16 protein-coding genes and 2 tRNA genes are annotated in these 15,327 nt (G+C 46.3%); 6 read left to right on the forward strand and 12 right to left on the reverse strand.

Annotated features, from left to right (window positions below):
- Positions 1-470: 470 nt before the first annotated feature.
- The 3 genes from RH949_RS28060 to RH949_RS28070 all read left to right on the forward strand — a co-directional run bounded on the left by RH949_RS28060 (position 471) and on the right by RH949_RS28070 (position 3,632).
- On the forward strand, positions 471-1,310 hold the full coding sequence (locus RH949_RS28060; protein ID WP_446357790.1) for an ion channel: 840 nt from the start codon (positions 471-473) through the stop codon (positions 1,308-1,310).
- A gap of 106 nt (positions 1,311-1,416) precedes the next feature.
- A complete protein-coding gene (locus RH949_RS28065) occupies positions 1,417-2,346 on the forward strand; it encodes a metallophosphoesterase (RefSeq protein WP_446357792.1) in 930 nt (309 codons plus the stop codon).
- A 191-nt stretch (positions 2,347-2,537) separates the two neighbouring features.
- Positions 2,538-3,632: a serine/threonine protein kinase gene (locus RH949_RS28070; protein WP_446357794.1), complete on the forward strand. Its 1,095-nt coding sequence runs from the start codon at positions 2,538-2,540 to the stop codon at positions 3,630-3,632.
- 102 nt (positions 3,633-3,734) lie between these two features.
- On the opposite strand, the gene RH949_RS28075 is transcribed toward RH949_RS28070, so the two are convergent.
- The 6 genes from RH949_RS28075 to RH949_RS28100 form a co-directional block, all read right to left on the reverse strand.
- Positions 3,735-3,980, reverse strand: coding sequence for a hypothetical protein (locus RH949_RS28075; RefSeq protein WP_446357796.1), 246 nt, complete (start codon positions 3,978-3,980; stop codon positions 3,735-3,737).
- Positions 3,981-4,002: 22 nt separating this feature from the next.
- A tRNA-Leu gene (locus RH949_RS28080) sits at positions 4,003-4,085 on the reverse strand.
- Positions 4,064-4,933: a M48 family metallopeptidase gene (locus RH949_RS28085; RefSeq protein ID WP_446357798.1), complete on the reverse strand. Its 870-nt coding sequence runs from the start codon at positions 4,931-4,933 to the stop codon at positions 4,064-4,066. Before RH949_RS28085 ends, RH949_RS28080 begins: the two co-directional genes overlap by 22 nt.
- Positions 4,934-5,022: 89 nt before the next feature.
- Positions 5,023-5,253 (reverse strand): hypothetical protein, encoded by a 231-nt coding sequence (locus RH949_RS28090; RefSeq protein ID WP_446357800.1) that lies wholly within the window; start codon positions 5,251-5,253, stop codon positions 5,023-5,025.
- Positions 5,254-5,257: 4 nt separating this feature from the next.
- Positions 5,258-5,680 carry a tetratricopeptide repeat protein gene (locus RH949_RS28095; RefSeq protein ID WP_044205725.1) on the reverse strand — a complete coding sequence of 141 codons (423 nt, stop codon included), beginning with the start codon at positions 5,678-5,680 and terminating at the stop codon, positions 5,258-5,260.
- A gap of 93 nt (positions 5,681-5,773) precedes the next feature.
- Complete coding sequence (locus tag RH949_RS28100; RefSeq protein ID WP_446357802.1) at positions 5,774-6,127, reverse strand: HesB/IscA family protein; 354 nt, start codon at positions 6,125-6,127, stop codon at positions 5,774-5,776.
- A 241-nt stretch (positions 6,128-6,368) separates the two neighbouring features.
- Here RH949_RS28100 and RH949_RS28105 point away from each other — a divergent pair, with 241 nt between their 5' ends.
- On the forward strand, positions 6,369-8,036 hold the full coding sequence (locus tag RH949_RS28105; RefSeq protein WP_044205576.1) for a DUF6930 domain-containing protein: 1,668 nt from the start codon (positions 6,369-6,371) through the stop codon (positions 8,034-8,036).
- Positions 8,037-8,205: 169 nt separating this feature from the next.
- Here RH949_RS28105 and RH949_RS28110 read toward each other — a convergent pair whose 3' ends face one another.
- The 3 genes from RH949_RS28110 to RH949_RS28120 all read right to left on the reverse strand — a co-directional run bounded on the left by RH949_RS28110 (position 8,206) and on the right by RH949_RS28120 (position 11,356).
- Positions 8,206-8,526 carry an element excision factor XisI family protein gene (locus RH949_RS28110; protein ID WP_446357829.1) on the reverse strand — a complete coding sequence of 107 codons (321 nt, stop codon included), beginning with the start codon at positions 8,524-8,526 and terminating at the stop codon, positions 8,206-8,208.
- Positions 8,527-8,715: 189 nt separating this feature from the next.
- Positions 8,716-10,149: a hemolysin family protein gene (locus RH949_RS28115; RefSeq protein ID WP_390435015.1), complete on the reverse strand. Its 1,434-nt coding sequence runs from the start codon at positions 10,147-10,149 to the stop codon at positions 8,716-8,718.
- A 439-nt stretch (positions 10,150-10,588) separates the two neighbouring features.
- Positions 10,589-11,356 (reverse strand): hypothetical protein, encoded by a 768-nt coding sequence (locus RH949_RS28120; protein ID WP_006099199.1) that lies wholly within the window; start codon positions 11,354-11,356, stop codon positions 10,589-10,591.
- A gap of 542 nt (positions 11,357-11,898) precedes the next feature.
- Here RH949_RS28120 and RH949_RS28125 point away from each other — a divergent pair.
- Positions 11,899-11,971, forward strand: a tRNA-Ile gene (locus RH949_RS28125).
- Positions 11,972-12,016: 45 nt separating this feature from the next.
- Here the strand turns inward: RH949_RS28125 and RH949_RS28130 are convergent.
- Positions 12,017-12,445 (reverse strand): hypothetical protein, encoded by a 429-nt coding sequence (locus RH949_RS28130; protein WP_446357805.1) that lies wholly within the window; start codon positions 12,443-12,445, stop codon positions 12,017-12,019.
- 117 nt (positions 12,446-12,562) lie between these two features.
- Here RH949_RS28130 and pyrE point away from each other — a divergent pair, with 117 nt between their 5' ends.
- The gene (pyrE, locus tag RH949_RS28135; protein ID WP_446357807.1) at positions 12,563-13,189 is read left to right on the forward strand and encodes an orotate phosphoribosyltransferase; all 627 of its coding nucleotides are present in this window, start codon (positions 12,563-12,565) and stop codon (positions 13,187-13,189) included.
- A gap of 13 nt (positions 13,190-13,202) precedes the next feature.
- On the opposite strand, the gene RH949_RS28140 is transcribed toward pyrE, so the two are convergent.
- Both RH949_RS28140 and RH949_RS28145 read right to left on the reverse strand, forming a co-directional pair.
- Positions 13,203-14,525: a hypothetical protein gene (locus RH949_RS28140; RefSeq protein ID WP_446357809.1), complete on the reverse strand. Its 1,323-nt coding sequence runs from the start codon at positions 14,523-14,525 to the stop codon at positions 13,203-13,205.
- A 151-nt stretch (positions 14,526-14,676) separates the two neighbouring features.
- Positions 14,677-15,117 carry a hypothetical protein gene (locus RH949_RS28145; protein ID WP_446357811.1) on the reverse strand — a complete coding sequence of 147 codons (441 nt, stop codon included), beginning with the start codon at positions 15,115-15,117 and terminating at the stop codon, positions 14,677-14,679.
- Between the last annotated feature and the right edge of the window lie 210 nt (positions 15,118-15,327).

Consider the following 15,327-nt stretch of genomic DNA (forward strand, 5'->3'; position numbering starts at 1 on the left):
GTAGGCTTACAGTTGATCCGAACTGGGGAAGCATTCGGAAGTGTGTATCAGTTGATGGCTAGTGGTCTATTCAACTCTTGCGTCACCAGACTTGTCTCTGGCAATCCCCACGCTCCACGTTAGTAGCGTGGGGTTGCTGAAAGTTTTCCCTTCCCTAAAACTCCCGAACCATTACGTTGACCTCTCAATGACTGCAATTCCGATAGCATTACCTATCTCAGCTTAGACATATCCCTAGTCAGGAATCCCCTCTCTCTAGGCTTAGATTTGCTTCCCCAGCTCCCCCAGCTCCCCCTGCTCCCCCAGCTCCCCCAGCTCCCCCTGCTCCCCCAGCTCCCCCAGCTCCCCCTGCTCCCCCAGCTCCCCCTGCTCCCCCTGCTCCCCCAGCTCCCCCTGCTCCCCCAGCTTCCCCAGCTCCCCCTGCTACAACACTTATTCAGCCCCTACCTATTCCCTCAGATGCAGGTTTTTTGCCTCGTGGTGAGGTAATCTGCGATCGCATGGACTGTTTTAGTTTCCCTTATGTCACAAAAAAATTGCCCGCCACTACGTTAGAAAGAATTTATTTTGTCGGTTATACTATCTCAACCCTAGGGATGGGGAGTTATAGTCCTCAAGGTTCAGTTTGGCAAATTGCCACAGCAATTGCTTCTGTGAATGGGTTCTTTTTAGTTACCTTGGCAATCGCCTATCTCTTACCTGTGGTTTCAGCCGCGACTGAGCAACGCCAACTGGCGGTTTATATTTCCTCTCTCGGTGGTACGGCTGACGAAATTCTTGTCAGAGCCTGGAATGGCAAAGATTTTGGGCAGTTTGACCAGCATTTAATTGCTTTGACACCAATGCTTGCCCAACAGGGAGAACGCCATCTAACTTACCCAATTCTTCATTATTTCCACAGCATTGAACGGTCTCGCTCGATCAAGCTGAGTTTAGTGGCTCTTGATGAAGCGCTAACCATCTTGGACTATGGCATTAAACCATCACATCAACCTGATCCGGCGGCGCTAGGTGCAGCACGCCGAGCAAGTGCAGCTTATTTGAAAACACTCAAATCCACTTACTTAAAACCCGCCTCGGAAAACCCACCGCTTCCATCCCTGGAACGACTCAGGCGACAAGGGATTCCCACAGTGAGCGATCGCCAATTTTGGGACGCCACCAAACACGTCACCAAACGCCGACGGCTGCTATTAGCGCTGATTCACAATGACGGCTGGGTTTGGGATGCGATCGGCTCCAGCCAAACCACCAATCGGGCTACCCCCTTAGATGACCAGACGACGATTGACAAAGTAATATTGCATTGATTAGGGAACAGGAAAGGGAACTTGTAGAGATGCGCCATGGCGTGTCTGGGAGTTGGGGGAGAAGATTATCAATAAACCATGAACAATCAACAATCAACAATCAACCATGAAAAAAATCAAGTATATTCTCTTAGGCTTAGTCGGACTATTCTGTTTCCTGATAATTTGGGGCTTGATTGAGCCTTATATCCTCGACACAGAAGAAGAAGTTGCCGTCATTCCCAATCTTCCTGCGGCTTGGCAAGACCAACGAATTGGATTAATTTCCGATTTTCAATACGGAATGTGGCTAGATAATACCGCCACTGTCCGTCGTAGTATCGCCAAACTGATAGAAGAACGCCCTAGTGTCGTCCTGATCAGCGGTGACTTTATTTACCATGCCTTTAAAGGCACAGACCCAGAAATTGCTAGCATCGTTGATTTAGTCCGTCCCTTACCAGAAGCCAATATTCCCACCTATGCAGTGTTGGGTAATCACGACTACGGTATGATTAGCCTGGATACTCCACCCAAAGAGAACTTAGCAGCGCGGTTGGAGACGGCGTTGGAGGACGTTGGTATAGAGGTTCTGGAAAATCAAGCTGTCAAATTATCTCTACCGGGACAATCTGGAGAAAATCTCAGTGATGGAAATACCGACTCCTTTTATTTAGTGGGTATTGGTTCCCATCTGGCAAACAACGATCGACCCAAAGAGGCGATCGCGCAAGTGCCATCTACAAATCCCAGGATTGTAATGATGCACAATCCCAAATCATTTCCAGCTTTACCTGCCAATACCGCACCTGTAGCGGTTGCTGGACACACTCATGGTGGACAAATTCGCCTACCCTTCACACCCCAATGGTCTTGGTTAGCATTAGCTAAAAACTGGGAACATGTCGATGGTTGGAGTGATGGCTACGGCGCTTCAGGTAATAAACTGTATGTTAATCGTGGGATTGGTTTTAGTGATCTGCCCATTCGACTCAACTGTTCTCCAGAGGTCACTTTATTTACACTACAGTCTCAATCATTAGAGGTTGGTGAATAAGTATTGTGGTGAGGGAGGGAACAGTAATTTATTTCTAGGGGTAGATGTTAATTTAAAGAAGTTACCTAAACCGGATGGCACTGAAAATTTGCATTTTTGGATCGCCAAAACCCTGGATATACCGTAGGGTGGGCACTGCCCACCAGCATACCAGTCAGTACCATTCCACCTCAACCCCCCCTAGAAATCCGATGAGCTACTGTATCAACCCCAAGTGCGACCAACGGGAAAACCCTGAGTATCTGGAATACTGCCAAGGCTGTGACACCCCATTAACCATCAACAGTCGATATCGGCTGCTGAAACCCCTTCGACCCCTAGACGCACCCAATCCCACCAAAATCTTTGAAGTCCAAGATTTGGCAGCAGAGGCGGCAATCAAAGGGACAAAACATAAAGTACTGAAAGTTTTAACCCGGAACAATTCCACCTTAGTTCGCCTGTTCAGACAAGAATCCGAAATCTTAAAGAAACTTAACCATCCGGGTATTCCTAAAGTTCAACCTGAAGACAATTATTTTACCGTTTCTGTCTCTCGCCGTGCCAGACCTTTACATTGCTTGGTGATGGAAAAAGTGGAGGGGATAAATTTACGAGCATGGCTCAAACATAATCAACCCATTTCCGAAGCCAAAGCCATTGAATGGCTAAAACAGTTACTCGATATATTAGATACGTTGCACCAACAACAATATTTCCATCGGGATATTAAACCCTCGAATATTATGCTGCGACCCAATGGTCAACTGGTGCTAATTGATTTTGGGACAGTTTGCCAAATGACGGGTACAGTTGTTCAACGACTGATGGGGAAAGATGTAACCGGAGAAGGAGTTTTTTCACCCGGTTATACCCCTCCTGAACAAATCAACGGTAATGCGGTTCCTCAATCGGATCTTTATGCCTTAGGACGTACCTTTGTCCATTTACTGACGGGTAAACATCCTTTAGAACTAGAAACCAACCATAAAACAGGTGAATTAATGTGGCGCAAACATACGCACAAAATCTCTGAACCATTAGTCGAGTGGCTTGACTATTTTATGGCTCCATTTGTCCATCGTAGACCGCCAAATGCGGCGTTTATTTTGCAGCATTTTCATAAACAACCCCTCCCTCATCCAGATATACCCAAAACCTCTCCACTTCCCCTAGGGTTAATGATTCTCAATCTTGTTATTTTCTCAATTTTATTAGTCTCCGGAGTCCTCTGGTTACAAGCTTACCAACAGCACCAGCGACAGTTGTCTCCTCAAGGGAATGTTCTGTTAATGCAGAGAAGTTAAAGACATTCATCTGAGGCTTTGTTCAGCAAGCCCTATAATACAGAGCCGTTTTCTTTTGCCTATTGCCTATTCCCTATTGCCTTTCCCCACCACAACACTTACTCAGCAGACCCTAATTAACCGGACTTGATATGAAAGCGCAACTACGAACCCAAAAAAAGAGGGAAGAGTGTCTTTTTCTCTTCCCACTTGCTGATTCTGTTGTTTGGCTTTTCCGCTTTCTCTCAACTTCTTCCGCAACATTTGCCGTTGCTTCTTCAGTTGTCTGGCTCTGGCGGAACCGCCTTTACCTTTGTCATTTCGCCCTTGACGGCGAGGAGACTCCCAACTCTTGAGTCGTTGTGTCATGATCACTACCTCTAAATCTGAATGGGCGGAGAGAGACTCGAACTCTCACGACCAGAGGTCGCCACATTTTGAGTGTGGTGCGTCTACCAATTTCGCCATCCGCCCTTGGATGCAACCTTTGTATTATAACCAATAGATGTCGGTTGTAGCAAGGACTGATAGGCTTGAGAACTTGCCCATTTATCAATTTCCCGCGCCCTTAACACGGGGACGGGGTGGCTCAACTGGGCAGTTTGAGCGGATTTGAGCAGTTCTCCCAATTCCGAGTTACTGATATCATCATAGGCTCTGGCTTGGGCGATAAAGGCGTCGAGGTTTAGTTTGGGAGCTAGGGTTGGTGAACCGCCAGCGAGTTTCATCAGCACCGACATCACCACTCTGGGATTTTGAGTTGCCAGCAGAGCCGCGCGATCGCAGGAAAATTCCGCACACCTTAACCACTCCAGCATCTGTTCTTGAAGGCTTTGGGCAATTACAGCGCCCCAATTTGGCAGTAAAGACGCCGCTAAAATCATAATGTTGAGCGGTGTCAGATAAACCCCATGCTCGCACTTGAGATGTCCCAATTCGTGAGCAATCACCGCCTGAATTTCTTCGGGGGTCAGCATATCGATTAAAGCGGTGTGCAGGACGATAAATGGCTGCTTACCCCGCATGGCAAAGGTATAAGCATTTGGCACAGGATGCTGCTGCACGTATAGTTGAGGGGGTTCTAAGTCCAGGGTTTTGCAGGCGTCTAGCAGTAAATCATGCAGGTGCGGTAGCTGATTTTCGCCCACCAAAACACTAGCAGCAATATTATTCAGGTAAAAGAATTGTTCCGCCACAGGTCCGAGGAAATTTCGCACCATCAAGTCCAGTCCAGGGAACTGCTTCAAGGCTTGGGTGGCTTGGAAATCAAGGGGATGACGGAACTGGTCTGCCTTTAGACCAACTAACAGTGTTTGGGTCATGGGTTATTGGTCGTGGGTCATGGATCTTATGTCTGAAGTCATTGGTTGCTTCAATGACGTCTAATCTCTAGTGTATCGAGAAGCTGAGCCTAAAACATCGGTTCAGTTGTCGAATCATCTTCGGAAATTACGAAAAAACGGTCATTTGAGATACAAAATTCCCTCCGATTTGACCGATAAGCGATCGATCCTCCAGCTCCCCCAGCTTCCCCAGCTCCCCCAGCTTCCCCAGCTTCCCCAGCTCCCCCAGCTCCCCCAGCTCCCCCAGCTCCCCCAGCTTCCCCAGCTCCCCCAGCTCCCCCAGCTTCCCTTATCTGCAAGGTATCACCCCTCAGATAACCATTGTTTAACCCGCTTTAAACTATCCCAGTCAGGCTTCCTACTCAGTCCATCCTCAATACTCTCAAAGACATCCTGACGAACTTGAGAATCCGTCGCCATCATCTGCTTAACGGTGTCAATGTGTTTACGTACCCCAGTTTGCCCGGTTTCCAACATCGCTACCGCTAGGTTGACTCGCGCTTGGGGCGCATTGGCATCAATTTTCGTCCCCTTAAGCGCTACTTTATATGCCCGTTCGGCTTGGTCATCCAGCAAATACAACCAAGCCAGACAACTCCAAGCGGCGGCGTTTTTCGGGAAGCGATCGCACAGTTGTTTAAATACAGGAATCAGGGAATCAGGTCCCTCACCCGCGTTGTAGCGTTCTAAGCCACTCTCGAACAGAGAATTAACAGTTTCGGTCATAGATTCAATTTTAGCTTTACCGCGATCTGATTTTAAATGGAGTAGGGGTTTGGTAACCAAACCCCTACTCCCGTCCTATTCCCCCGTTTTTAACTAAACACCAAAGGATTTACCACAGCCACAGGTTTGATTAGCGTTGGGGTTGGTGAATTGGAAGCCTCCCCCAATCATGGCATTGCTGTAATCTAAGACCAAACCGTACAGGTACAGGATGCTTTTGGGATCACATATTATTTTGAAGCCCTCGTAGTCAAACACTTCATCGTTATCCCGTACCTTACTCGGATCTTCAAAATCCATCATGTAAGACATCCCGGAACAGCCCCCCTGACGGACACCAACCCGTAAGTATAGGTCTTGTCCTTGTTGGTCTCGCAGCGCCACAATATGCTTGAGGGCTTGTTCGGTCAGTTGGATACCTCGTTGCTGTGTTGTTGCTTGTGTCATGAGTATGTTGTAACTCCTGGTTAGGTTAAACTTGGATGACGAACGACTGATGTTCCACGCTTATGGATCAAGTTTATCGAGACTGACCCCTTAACGTGTATTTACCCCATAAAAATTTTCTTGGGAACTCCTTTCTCCAAACAATGAAGCGCAGCCCGGAAGGTATTGCGGTTTAATAGGAATATCGATTATTGATCATGGCTGACTTGCCATGGTTTTTGCACTTATTGCCAAATACCCTATGTCTGCTCTCAATCGCAATACTCGTCGTCGGCTCAAACGGTTACCCCAAATACCCAGCGTCTGGGAAGGGGATCGCCGTTCTTTAGTGACTGTATCCGATCAGGGTGATTTTGATGCTGAGGGTAATAATGAGTGCATTCTTTGGGTGGATGGCTCAGAAGGAATTGTCCGGGCGATGGATATCGTCTCCTCAGAAATGGGACCTGAAGCGATTGTTCGCACCCTATTGCGAGCCATGGAACATCCCCAAAGTCCGGCTCGACCCGCCCGTCCCTCTAAAATTGTGGTACGCGATCGCGAAGTTCAGTTTTTATTGCGTGGGGTGCTGCAAGAGTTGGAGATTGCGATCGATTATGTCCCTGATTTACCCCTGATTGATGAGTTATTTCGCGGGTTTGAGGAAATTGCCCTCCAGCGCCAGCCACCGTTACCCCCGAAGTATGCGGATCTATTGATCGGTAAGGCGTATGAGATTTGGCTGGATGCGCCTTGGGATATCTTGGCTGACCATCAGATCCTGAGTGTGGAATTAAATCGCTGGGATGTGGGTGAGTTCTACGTCTCGGTTATGGGGATGCTGGGTGTAGAGTACGGAATTCTGCTCTATCGCTCCCTGGATTCACTGCAACGGTTTCGGGAGTCGGTCGTCAATCAGGAATCGGTCGAGGCGATGGAACAGGCATTTTTGGGACAAGATTGCTTGTTTATTACCTATCAAGCGGCGGATGAGGACTTTGAAGAGGATGAGGATGTAGATTTAGCCGATTTATCTGTTGAAGAGATTTTGCCGAGTTTTGGTGCGGTGCATCCATTAGAGGGAATGCGCCCCTTCCTGGATGAGGAAGAAGCCCTACTTGCCTATATGGCGCTGGAAGCCCTACATCGATTTTTCCAAGGATCATCCCGAAAATTAGCGGCGGATGATTTTCCAGCGATGAACAAGCGCTTTCGCATCCCTATCCCTGTAAATACGGAAGAGGAAGATACGGAGTCAAAATCAATCGCGTCTATTAAAGTGTCTACACGACCAGAGGTAGCCTCTGAGTTATGGGAGATGGCGATTGATGATGATATGGATGACGAGGACTGGGATGAGGATGAGGATGAGGATGAGGAGGAACTGGAACTTCCCCTACGGGATGACTTAATCCCGAAAGATTCTTATCTGAGTTTGGGGATGATGCCCTGGGAGAGTATAGCACTGCTACAGGAGGATATTGATTTTTATCAGTCTCAAGATGCCCCGCCCCTAGGAGAAGGGTTACCTGTGGTGTTAATTCAAACCACTCGCCCGAAAGCCAAAGTGTTAATCGAGCAAATTCAAACAGCCGGGGGACTCAAGGGGATTGGCTTTAACCCCGGAGAAGATCCTCTAGTTGGCGATCGCTATGATTTGGGCATTTTGCAAACAGGAGATAATCATCTATACCTATTTGGTGAGTTTCCTGAAGCTGATCCGACTCATACGGCGAATCGTGAGCATTGGGAACAACGGTGTCTCAAAACCAAGGGCTATTGTGGGTTAATTATTGCCAGAGGACTCAAAGGTGCTTCTCGCGGTAATCCTCAACCCAAGGATATGATGGCATTCTTTGAAGCGCGATCGCTCTCAGTTAAGGAGTTAGGATTAGGTATGCTACAACTTATGCCTGTGTTTGAATTTTAAAATTACAGCGTGGGTCTGACAACTCCCCCAAACCCCCTGCTAAGATAAATCCAGCACGGGGGAGTAAAGGCATCACACTTACGCAAAGCCTCTATGTGTAGGGTGGGGAGAGCTTAGCCTAACCCACCTTTGCCACGATAAGTGGTGTAGCTGCGTAAGTCCTGTTGGATTAATGTGTGATCGCATCACCTGTACCAAAATCTGTCAACTGACGCACTTCGGGTTCATGGAAGGCTAAAACGATATCTTGTTTCGGTACTCCCATTTTGACTAATCGGTTGGCAATACCCTCTTCCGTACCATCATGCTGAATCCAAATTTTCCCACCTTTAATGTCAATATGCAGAATACAGCCAAAATCACGCTTATTTCCACGCCACCCCACATATAGCAGTTGATAGTAATCCTGCTGTGTATCAAAAACAGTCTGAACCTCATATTCTGGAGCCGTTCTTTGCCGCGCCGCCCGCTCAGCAATTATACAAATGATTCAGACGCGCTTTAGTAGCTGATCCGAATCATACAGCGAATCGTGAGGATTGGGAAAAACGGTGTCTAAAAACGAAGGGCTACTGTGGGTTAATTATTGCCAGAGGACTCAAGGGTGCTTCCCCAGCTTCCCCTGCTCCCCCTCATCACAACAATTATTCAGCAGCCCCTAATTGGATCGGGTCACCCTTTACTCTAAATCATTGGTAGAAGCATCTGGCGTATCACCTTGGGGTTCATTCGCTGTATTCTCAGTTGAAGTAATGTCTGATGTCACATCTGTTTCCGAGAGTTCTTCAACCGGAACCGTTGTGGGTTCATACCGATGAATGCTAATTCGGTTCAGGCGGGGTCCTGCGGCGGAGATAACTTTTAACTCTAGATTTTCATAATTCAAGATTTCCCCTTGCAGCGGAATTTTTTGGAACTGATATAATAAAAAACCCGCCAAGGTTTGATATTCATCGGTTACCGGTAAATTTAAATCCAAAAGTTCGTTAACTTCTTCTAAATCCATTTGAGCTTGAACTAAAAAGGTTTGTTCATCCACAAGTTGGATCGGTACTTCTTCGGGGCTTTCCGGTTCTGGGTTATCACCAATAATTTCCGCCACCAAATCCTTCAGCGTCACCAAGCCAGCCGTACCGCCAAACTCATCCACCACCATCACCATTGCCAAGTGCGATCGCTGCATCAAGGGTAGGAGTTCGCTCAAGGGGGTAAATTCCGGGACAAATCGGGCGGGACGAATCCAGGGTTCAATCGGTGTATCTAAGGTTAATTTTCGCTCCGATAAGGGTTTAGCTAACTCTTTAAAATGGATGATCCCGCGAATATCATCCAGAGATTCCCCTGTTACCGGATAGCGAGAATGGTTGGTATTGGCAATTTCTTCTAACACCATTTGCACCGTTGCTGTACTGGAAATGGCATCAATGCTGGTGCGCGGAACCATGACCTCAGTTGCCAAAACTTCGCCAAATTCAAAGACATTATTCAGTAACTCTCGTTCTTCGGCTTCTAAACCCGTGGATTCCCGCTCGGTGGTAATAATTAACTGTAACTCTTCCGGAGTCACTTGGTTATTCCACCATCCTCCCGTATATTGCACACCAACCAGCCGTAATAAACAGCGCGTTGATTGGTTCAAAATCCAAATAAACGGATTGAAAAATCTGGCAATCACTAGACTCGGAGGACCCAAAAACCGAGCTAACTCTTCAGAATACAGCAACGCCACAGATTTCGGACAGAGTTCACCGAGAACAATTTGCAGATAAGCAATCAGGAAAAATCCCACCGGAATTGCCAGAGAATGAGCCATTCCTTGAACCATCTCTGGGGGTAAAGGCAATTTAGTCAGTACAGCAGCAACGAAAACGGCGACAGTATTCTCGCCAATCCAGCCCAAGGCTAAACTGGATAGAGTAATGCCTAACTGAGTCGTTGAGAGTAGACGCTCAATGCTCTGTTGTAAGGATTGAACTGTCTTCGCTTGCACATCCCCCGCATCAACCAATTGGTTAATCCGCGATCGCCGCACCGAAACCATAGAAAATTCAGCCGTGACAAAGAAAGCATTGATGGCAATCAAGAGCAGGACTAATAATAATCGCAATAGCATGTCCCGGCTGGTAAGGGGAGTAGAAGCACTCGCAGTCAGAAAAATTAAGTGGGCAACCATAAGAACGGTAGCAGGTAACCAGCAAAAGCAGTTCTACTGCTTCTTTGAGCAGATCCACAACGGTACTTCACAGACAGCCTCTTTCTAGGGGACTGTATTGATTGACAAATACCGTTTAACATACAGCGAGCAATAGAACTGAACGTAAGAAAAACATTTGCACTAAACCTGCTGGGAGCATATTACCTTTGTCGGTTGAGTTGAGAGACGTAGGCGGAACACTTCTCGTACTCGCCTAGGAGAACTCAAATAGGAGAACTCGAAGGGTAGAGTAACCCAATGTTAGGGTTAACCGTTTAGGTTTGGCGATCGCTCTACCCAACCTACTGGAATTTTATATGCTTTCATGCTTAATGATCCCAACCTGCTCCGTTACCATTTACCTGGCGACAGGGATTTCGGACATTTTCAGCTTCAGCTTTTGATCGGGATAATCAGTTAGGGTTAACGAAAGCGCTTTGGCGTCATCCAGCAATGCTGTAGGAATACTCACCGTACCCGAAAATTCCTCACCATTTGACGGTAATTCTCCCGGTAATCCTTCGGTGATCGCACTCAACGCTCGACCTTTGTCGTCGGTAACATTTAAAAAACTATAAAGAAATCGAACCGGATTATCACCCTCATTCTTCAAACTAACATCCAGCAACAACGAGCCTCCCTGAAGATTGGCGGAACGAACCTCCAACGTGACCCCCCGATCCTGGCTTTTGAGCGGTAAATTTTGATTCGAGCCACTACTGGTAAACGATGTCTCTGTGTCAAATACATCCGATTCAGACGATTCGTCTTCACCTTCAGATTGCTGATTCTCTGCGGCTGACTCGTCTGGCTTATCCGTCTCAGTCTGGCTCTTTGACTCAGAGTCATTATTATCGGAATTAGAATCTTCATCCTTATCTTGGTCATGGATATAGGCGTGAACGTTGACCAGGATCTCCCGTTCACTCAACAGCGCAACCTCTTTGTCACCCGGCTCAACCTCCTGGTTATTTGCCAGCTTCTTCGTCGGGCGAACATCTGGCTGAGTCACACCTTTAAGAGCTTCATGACCTAGGGAAAATCCCCACATGGCACTCACAAAGCCGGCACCTAACATCATTGCCAGCAGAATCAGAGTGAGTGCTACAGTCGAGTTGAATTTCATTACTGATTCAAGTGATAGAAGAAGATTGACACGACTTATGGTTATAGCGCATCGAGACAAGTGACAGCTTACACTAACGCTGGAGGTAATACCCCCGCACCTATCATCAGGTGGGCAAGATTTGTCAAGAATAGCATAAAGCCAGATGACAGCTCACAGACCTTTATACAGCATTATCATAAATCTCAGGACTAGATTACTCCACGGAGCAGTCCTTTCCATTTTAGTTTTTGTCGCCGCGTTGATGTAAAAAAAGTTGATGGCAAATGTTGCATTTAATTAAGACGCTGGATCGGCGGCGCGATCGCTATGTGAATCTGCCAACATCACCATTATTCTCCTAGTGGAGTTTAGCTTCAAATACCCACCCCTTAAAAATAGGCGACAAAGCCGATAACATAAAACTTGTCAGCCGGCTGCTGTTTGCCCTAGAGCCTCTACTAGGAGAATCCTTTTAGAATGGGCGGCAAGGGAATATCACTCAACTGTTGCTACAGGATATCCAACTCCGATTACTATAATATAGTAAAGAGACAGATTCACCAGGGTTGGCCGAGCGGTTGAGGCAGCGAACTCATAATTCGCCCTAGGCAGGTTCAACTCCTGCACCCTGGATTTAATTTGAAATCCTCCCCCGCTCAAGTGGCTGATATCTAGCCGCTACCGTGGCAATGGAGCTTCAAAGAAAAACTCAGTCCCTTCAATTCGCGGACTCGCTTGGGGTCTAAAGCGATCCGAGACAGGCAATAACCGCACCGAGGTATCGAAAGGATTCGGTAAATCCGGTGTGCGAATCACTGGATCACTGGCAAACTGTCGGTTTAATGCATCCTCGTAGAGAATATTAATCAATTCGGCATCTCGCTCAAGTTCCAAATCCGGAAACGCCGCACTCCCTATTCCACCTGGACCAATGATATATTCGAGCTGACGTCCCAGACTGCGGTTTTCGTAAAACGTTCCCGATTCGTTGAAAAACGCTCGCTCAAAGGTGTCTGGAATCGTTTCTAGGCGGATTGGCTCAAAGTCTGAGGGGTCGGTTTGTGCCAGTGCTGTGCTAGCTACTACTGTGGACGCCGCAACGACCAAACCCCTAAGTAATATCCTCAACCCCTTATGCATAATTCTTCGCCTCACTTTTCCTCAATCATATTCTGATATTTGAATTCAGTATAGTAGTGATTGGATTTTCACCATCTGACTATCATGGCTGACAACAGTAAACCATTGCTTTCTCTGGATACTTCACCCCAATTAACGCAAGAGCGCCAGTTACTGCTGGATTTATTTTGTCAACTGGCTTACCAAGAGGGAGACTTCGTTCTCTCGTCGGGACAGCGCAGTTCCTATTACATTAATGGCAAACAGGTGACGCTGCATCCTCACGGAGGATTAGCGATCGCACAATTGCTACTGTCTCTCCTTCCCCAAGATACTCAAGCTGTTGCGGGTTTAACCTTGGGTGCTGATCCGATTGTCAGCGCTGTGAGTGTGGTGTCAGCTCTAGAAAATCGACCTATTCCTGCTTTAATTATCCGTAAAGAAGCCAAAGGACATGGTACAAGGGCATATATCGAGGGTCCGAATCTGCCAGCCGGCGCCAAGGTTGTCGTGTTAGAAGATGTGGTAACCACTGGAAAATCGGCAATGAAAGCCGTTGAGCGGCTGCGAGAGGCGGGGTATCAGGTGGATCAGGTGCTGGCGTTGGTTGACCGACAGCAAGGCGGTGCTGAGTTTTACCAGTCGGTTGGGTTAGCGTTTCAGGCGGTATTTACAATTCAGGATATCCAACAGCGCTATCAGCAGCGCCAACAGGATAGTAAAACCTTGTAGTCTCTTATCTACATTAAGGAGATCCTTTCCATTGCCTGCGGAGCAACCAGGTCAATCCAGCTACAATTACAAAGACAAGCAGACTAAAAAGAACTGGAACTTTACAGATTACGGCGGTTTTAGAAAAAATCGGCTGACAATTTTTATCGGCTGGGGCAAAAGACGCTCCAGCTACTCCAGCACCGACAATAGCGACGAATTCTTGAAAGCTGCGATCGCGTTCGGCTTTGGTGAGTTCGATCCGACTTCGCACGGCGTTGATGTCATCTTCGAGAAGCTGAAAGCCGAGCTGCATATTTTCTGAGTCTTTATCAATTTGCACAATATATTTTTGGGTAACTAAATCACTAAATTTAGTCAGAAAATCTAATTGGCTATCGATATCAAGTCTTTGTCGAATCATCTCTAGTCGAGTTTGATAATTCGTGAAATTGATATCGATGATTTGCTTTTGAAAAGCTAGTCCCAATACGTCACTGCTATATTGCTTAATATCTTGTTGGATTTTATCAAGGTTTAGTCTAGATTCGGTGAATTGAGAACCGATTGGCTTGTGATTCTGAAGGGTAATCCTTTGGCGATCGCGTTCAATCCTTTTATAATAATTAAAAATATTCTTTTTAATCAAACGGCTTTGAGCATAAGCCCAATTAATTTTAGTATAATAGCAAAATAATCCCATCCAATCGGGGTAAAACTCTGCCGCTTTTTGGGCGCTTTCGACATTGGGATAAATAGCAATCAGGATGGGGCGGTTCTCTAAGGGTAAATCGTGACTAGAATCCGCTAAATCTCTGAAAGCAGAGTTCGGTTGCCAAAGATAGAAAATTGTGCCGCCCCAAATTGTACCTTCCCCTTGATAATCTCGCTGCCAATTACCCTCTTTGCAGAACGCTTGATAACAATCTTGGGCAACTGCTTTGGGGTTTTGAGGGGAATCTTTAGGCAACCAACCTGAAAGCATCCATGCTTGCCCTAGGGTTATGGGTTGTTCGTTTAATCGGGATTCAATTTCAGATTTTAATACGCTAAAGCATTCAACAGGTTGAGGTTCAGTTTGGTTGTTGACGGAACAGTCAATTTGCAAGCCGTAGACATCGTTAAGGCGGACAGGGAAATAGTAACCCTCTACCTTATCGGTTTTAAAGTCTTCTGTTTTTTGAGGAAGAAGTTCTAGATACTCGGATTCCCTATCTGAGTCAATAATTGCCACATTTTGCGGCAACTTCCTTATGAAAATATCTTGATTTTTTCGGGTGAATTCATCCGTCGTATTCAGTGCCTCTTTTAAATCATACACAAATAAATCAAGAGTTGGATAAATAAGTTCTCTCATGAGCTTGAAAACTACCAATTGAGTAATTGAATTATTTAGGATTTTTATCTGTAGGGGCGCACCGACGTGCGTCCAATTTAATCGTAAAATCTATGCCAAAATTTTAGCTGTGTGTAGGGTGCGTTAGCGCAGCGTAACGCACCATTAGCACTTAACCTAAAAATTGTTTTAATTTTTCAGTAAAGCTTAATTTTTTCACCGTTGCTTCGGGTTGTTCAGATCGACTGATGACAATGACGGCATTATTAATTTGTTGGTTGTAACCCGTGGCTTCAGATTTCGGTTTAAATCCTTTGGTATTCGCTAACGTCGCACCATCTTTTATTTGCTCGATTTCGGTTACACTCGGCAAGAGTTCACTCGGTATCGTTTCCAGGGAATCAAGCTTCGATTTATAAGTTTGGTAACGCTGATTTAATAACTCATTGTCCGCAATCATTTTTAATAAAAGGGGTTGGGTAAAGCTTTCCCACGCTTTGGGTTGGACATCCAGTTGATCAGCAATCTCAGCTAACATCTTTTTCTCTGACTGACTCAGGGACGTGTCTAACTCCTCTAGGGCAAGGAGGAATGCTAAGATGGTTGTGTTCATCGGGATGTTCATGGCTATTGTCAAAACAAAAAAGGTATTGAGAATGAACGAGACTGTTCAGAAGAAATTGATATACTTATGAAGATAAGCTGTCATGCATTTAAATTGGGAATGAGTAGCGAGCAAGATGCTCGCACTACAAGGATTTCGCCATTATTGACACTCATTATTGACATTAAGGTTTAAATGCCGAACAGCTTATCAAGGTTA

Source organism: Coleofasciculus sp. A1-SPW-01, from assembly GCF_040217205.1.
GTDB lineage: Bacteria > Cyanobacteriota > Cyanobacteriia > Cyanobacteriales > Coleofasciculaceae > Coleofasciculus > Coleofasciculus chthonoplastes_A.

What these genes read in the sequence shown, in the direction of transcription:
- RH949_RS28105 (WP_044205576.1), top strand. Translation starts at nt 6,369, where the DNA reads ATGTCTGCTCTCAATCGCAATACTCGTCGTCGGCTCAAACGGTTACCC.
- RH949_RS28065 (WP_446357792.1), top strand. Translation starts at nt 1,417, where the DNA reads ATGAAAAAAATCAAGTATATTCTCTTAGGCTTAGTCGGACTATTCTGT.
- RH949_RS28075 (WP_446357796.1), bottom strand. Translation starts at nt 3,980, where the DNA reads ATGACACAACGACTCAAGAGTTGGGAGTCTCCTCGCCGTCAAGGGCGA.
- RH949_RS28115 (WP_390435015.1), bottom strand. Translation starts at nt 10,149, where the DNA reads ATGCTATTGCGATTATTATTAGTCCTGCTCTTGATTGCCATCAATGCT.
- RH949_RS28145 (WP_446357811.1), bottom strand. Translation starts at nt 15,117, where the DNA reads ATGAACACAACCATCTTAGCATTCCTCCTTGCCCTAGAGGAGTTAGAC.
- RH949_RS28070 (WP_446357794.1), top strand. Translation starts at nt 2,538, where the DNA reads ATGAGCTACTGTATCAACCCCAAGTGCGACCAACGGGAAAACCCTGAG.
- RH949_RS28095 (WP_044205725.1), bottom strand. Translation starts at nt 5,680, where the DNA reads ATGACCGAAACTGTTAATTCTCTGTTCGAGAGTGGCTTAGAACGCTAC.
- RH949_RS28085 (WP_446357798.1), bottom strand. Translation starts at nt 4,933, where the DNA reads ATGACCCAAACACTGTTAGTTGGTCTAAAGGCAGACCAGTTCCGTCAT.
- RH949_RS28120 (WP_006099199.1), bottom strand. Translation starts at nt 11,356, where the DNA reads ATGAAATTCAACTCGACTGTAGCACTCACTCTGATTCTGCTGGCAATG.
- pyrE (WP_446357807.1), top strand. Translation starts at nt 12,563, where the DNA reads ATGGCTGACAACAGTAAACCATTGCTTTCTCTGGATACTTCACCCCAA.
- RH949_RS28100 (WP_446357802.1), bottom strand. Translation starts at nt 6,127, where the DNA reads ATGACACAAGCAACAACACAGCAACGAGGTATCCAACTGACCGAACAA.
- RH949_RS28140 (WP_446357809.1), bottom strand. Translation starts at nt 14,525, where the DNA reads ATGAGAGAACTTATTTATCCAACTCTTGATTTATTTGTGTATGATTTA.